The organism is Rhizobium sp. Root708, from assembly GCF_001429725.1.
Classification (GTDB): Bacteria; Pseudomonadota; Alphaproteobacteria; order Rhizobiales; family Rhizobiaceae; genus Rhizobium.
In genome coordinates this window covers 1-3,247 of sequence record NZ_LMHV01000037.1, presented here as the reverse complement: position 1 = coordinate 3,247, position 3,247 = coordinate 1, and the positions used below count along the sequence as shown (strand labels likewise).

The 3,247-nt window shown below is 57.6% G+C and carries 3 protein-coding genes and 1 pseudogene; 3 read left to right on the top strand and 1 reads right to left on the bottom strand.

The genetic code is table 11. The features are described from left to right. Positions 1 to 1,213: 1,213 nt before the first annotated feature. Positions 1,214 to 1,399: a hypothetical protein gene (locus ASE04_RS30780; protein ID WP_156408839.1), complete on the top strand. Its 186-nt coding sequence runs from the start codon at positions 1,214 to 1,216 to the stop codon at positions 1,397 to 1,399. Positions 1,400 to 1,911: 512 nt separating this feature from the next. Further along, positions 1,912 to 2,280, top strand: a complete 369-nt coding sequence (locus ASE04_RS19200; protein ID WP_056820505.1) for a hypothetical protein — start codon at positions 1,912 to 1,914, stop codon at positions 2,278 to 2,280. Positions 2,281 to 2,315: 35 nt separating this feature from the next. Here the strand turns inward: ASE04_RS19200 and ASE04_RS19195 are convergent, their stop codons facing one another. Beyond that, positions 2,316 to 2,531: a hypothetical protein gene (locus ASE04_RS19195; protein ID WP_056820502.1), complete on the bottom strand. Its 216-nt coding sequence runs from the start codon at positions 2,529 to 2,531 to the stop codon at positions 2,316 to 2,318. A 299-nt stretch (positions 2,532 to 2,830) separates the two neighbouring features. Here ASE04_RS19195 and ASE04_RS31715 point away from each other — a divergent pair. Further along, positions 2,831 to 3,133: pseudogene (locus ASE04_RS31715) on the top strand (hypothetical protein); the annotation flags it as partial. Positions 3,134 to 3,247: the final 114 nt, after the last annotated feature.

Sequence of the window (3,247 nt, the reverse complement as noted above, 5' to 3'; positions counted from 1 at the left end):
CCGGCGAACGATCACTTAGGAATGTACCGTCCGAAAGCCCCGCGTGTTGGCCGCGAGGCCCCACCGATGACGGGGGTGAAAAACGCTCGACATGAGCGCACGCAAATAAAATACCCACGTCGGCGCGGTCAATCTAACCAGAAGGTGGCCCCCCCAAAACAAGCCCCGCCGAGCTCTAGGCCAGGGCATCCTCTTTGGCGGTCAAACAGCCGGAAAGCGCGGTGAACAAATGCTGGAAAACCATACAGGTGTCAGGTCTTTGCGGTTGAAAGCGGGGCTTTGGGCTAACGGAGGAAATTCCTTACCACGTCCGCGTCCTTGAGGCGTCGCCTGTCCACCAGAAACTCAAACTCGTGGCTGACGGGTTGCGGGCCTGAAAATCTACGATGATAGCAGCAACCGACAGTATGATGTCGCGCCTTCCGCTGGCGTACTGAAAAGCCTTTCTCGCGATAGATACGATTGACGCACGACGGTTTTCCCTCCTACCTGAGAAGGACGCACAGTCGACGGTAGCCGAAAACGCCGTCGTCGGCAGCCACTCACGCAGCCTCGCGCGGCTCTGTCCCGGCGAGATATGATCTGGCAGGCCCGTGGGTTCGAAAGCCTCATAACGGTCTTCAGGTGCGTGACGTTTTTCGCTTGGCAACCGGCCATCGCATCAACTGGGATGGTCCGCCCCGTCCTCCCGCAGCATGATGAGGCGGTCAAACCGAACGAGGTTGCCATGCCACAACGCAATGTGCCGCACCCACCGCAGTCTGCCGAATCGATATCGGCACGAGTTTCCCCGTCGTTGATCTCGGACCAAGTACCGACCAGTTAGAGGCCCGTTCGACGCGACACGTTGCTGCAGTTCTTCGAGGGCGCGGCGCTGCTACAGGCAAAAAACGACGGCGGTTGCCTCTTACCAGAAGCGAGATTGACGACGCACTCTTCCGAGTGCCGCCAACACGATGAGCGGGCGCGGAAGCGCAGAACCCTCGGATGGCAAATGAGTGCTCAAGATCAGTGTGCTGCCACTAAGCACCCGTCGGCGCGCAAAAGCATAGAATGCAATGTCGGTTACAAATGTCGCCCGCTTAATGTTACTGCGAATAGAACGTTGCCCCAGAGGGCAGACCCGCGTATAACACCGCATCGAAGCCAACCGATCACGGGCGGCTTCGACTGGAAGTGACCCAGCTTCCGCCCCAACCTGAAAGGACGAACCATGTTTGGCTACGTCCGAAAACGCCATCGAAAACCTATGGGACTGTCGATCGTTGAGGGAAACTTCGACGGCTGCGTTGCCAAACGCGATCACGGTCACCAAACCCTGCCTAGCCTGCGCTTCACGATGTACGGCGAGGGAATTGGTAGCGACGAAGATCTCCTCAAGATTGCACGATCCAACTGACAACTTGGCGTTGGGCTTGTTTTGAACGACCATTTCGACGGCGTTCTGAAGCAGCGTGGGCTCTGAGTATGGCTCACGCTGCAGCACCGCTGTTGAATTCAACGTCATGTAAATCAGCTGATTGTTGCCAGTCCAGAATATGGAACCCTGTCACATCCTGCGTCTCCATAGCCCGCTCAATATCAAGCGAACTCGTTCATGGTCTCCGTATATTTGGTTAGCGCCTATGACCGCTCTGCCGATCCTCGAGAGCAAGCGCCTTAGCGAGTATCGACTTTCCAATCGGGGGAGCCCTGGTACAACGGGAGCCTCATCTTCATTTGACACGGCTGGGCTTTGTAGAGTGAGAGGCCTCACCTTCGTTAAGAAAGCAGCGGCGAGAGGCGGCTTCGACTTGTGTTGAACCGGGGTCGCATCAAACGCCAGGTTCGCTACCCCTCGACAATCGAGTCCCCCCGCTAGGTGCGGCGGTGCGCGAAGCAGACTTCTGACTTCCAAAGAGAGGCAATCAAATGTCGGACCGAGAGAACACCAAGCGCTTTACTGCCCGAGATCGGCGAGACTTCGGGGCCAACGATCAGCGCCCGGACGGCAATCCCTCGGCCAAGGAATTGATCGCCGACGCCGTCGCCGCACGCGCCGACATCGCCGTGCCGATTGCGGGAGCTCGCGCAGCAAACGAATCCTGCGAAACAAAGAAGCCGCGGCATCGGTTCACAAAGCGCCGAAACACTGAGGCCGATGATAAGAGGCTAGCTGTAGGGGACTTACCCACAATGAGAGAACTTGAGCAGGCACGGACCGACCACGGCAGAAAGATAGCCAGCCGGGAAAACGAGACACCGCCGAGGAACCTGACGGAAAAGCCAAGGAGTGAATAAAGGGCAAATCCGCCGACCGCCCTGAGCCCTCAAGCTCAGCGCTGCAGTCGGATCGACGCCTGGATCAGGTCTTGATCGAAGCAATGATTGCGTAGATCCTGTGTGAACTTGATCAGTCTTTCGTTAGCCAGCCCCACGGGCTCGCCTCGCGTCAGCATCCCGTCAATCAGGCACTGCTGAGCGCAAATCATCTGCCGGTCGATGATCACTTGCCGACGCGCGAGTTCGAGGTCCTTGGGGTCGTAGATCATAAGAGACTGTATCACACCGGCGGACAAAAGTGGGATTTAAACGGCGCCGGTTAGCTGGCTATCGTCGCTGAATGGCGAGAAGTACTGCCCTGAAGGTCAGCTCGCTTCAATCATGGCTAATCCAGCAAGATCTTCACGTCGCCGCCTTGAAGCGCAACGGGCTCTCGTCCTCCCGATACCGAAATAGACAGCGAGTACGGAACATCGAAGGACCGACGGTGTTCTCTTCTCACTGACCGCAGAGGTGGACGACACACTTGTTACCGAGGGAAGCGCTCCTCAAGCGTCTGAACAGAGCTGGCTCGGTCAGAAAGAAGCCGGTCGGCCGCTACACCTACCTCAGACTTCTGGGGGACGGTGACGTTGTGCCGTGTATCGTCGACATCTTCCAGATCGAGATCAAGGAGTCGCGGGCAGAGTTCAAGGAACGCGGCGAACGAACGATTGCTTGGGTGAGCCCGGACGAAGCGGCGCGACGCGTCAGAGAGGTAGAATTGAAGTCACTTCTGGTGGAATTCAAGCCTCACGGACATCCGACGCCTCGCCCAAAGAACCCCAACCAAATATCAGTAGGCAACAGGACACCGCGGCGGCCGCTTTGACGCCAGATGTCGGGATGGTGGCGTCGCCTTAACCGACTGTTGCGGATCGAGGCAATAGTCTATTGGCATGACTAAAGATGCGACCGCCCACTACAAACGCCACCGATTTCCCGC

What these genes read in the sequence shown, in the direction of transcription:
- ASE04_RS30780 (WP_156408839.1), top strand. Translation starts at nt 1,214, where the DNA reads ATGTTTGGCTACGTCCGAAAACGCCATCGAAAACCTATGGGACTGTCG.
- ASE04_RS19200 (WP_056820505.1), top strand. Translation starts at nt 1,912, where the DNA reads ATGTCGGACCGAGAGAACACCAAGCGCTTTACTGCCCGAGATCGGCGA.
- ASE04_RS19195 (WP_056820502.1), bottom strand. Translation starts at nt 2,531, where the DNA reads ATGATCTACGACCCCAAGGACCTCGAACTCGCGCGTCGGCAAGTGATC.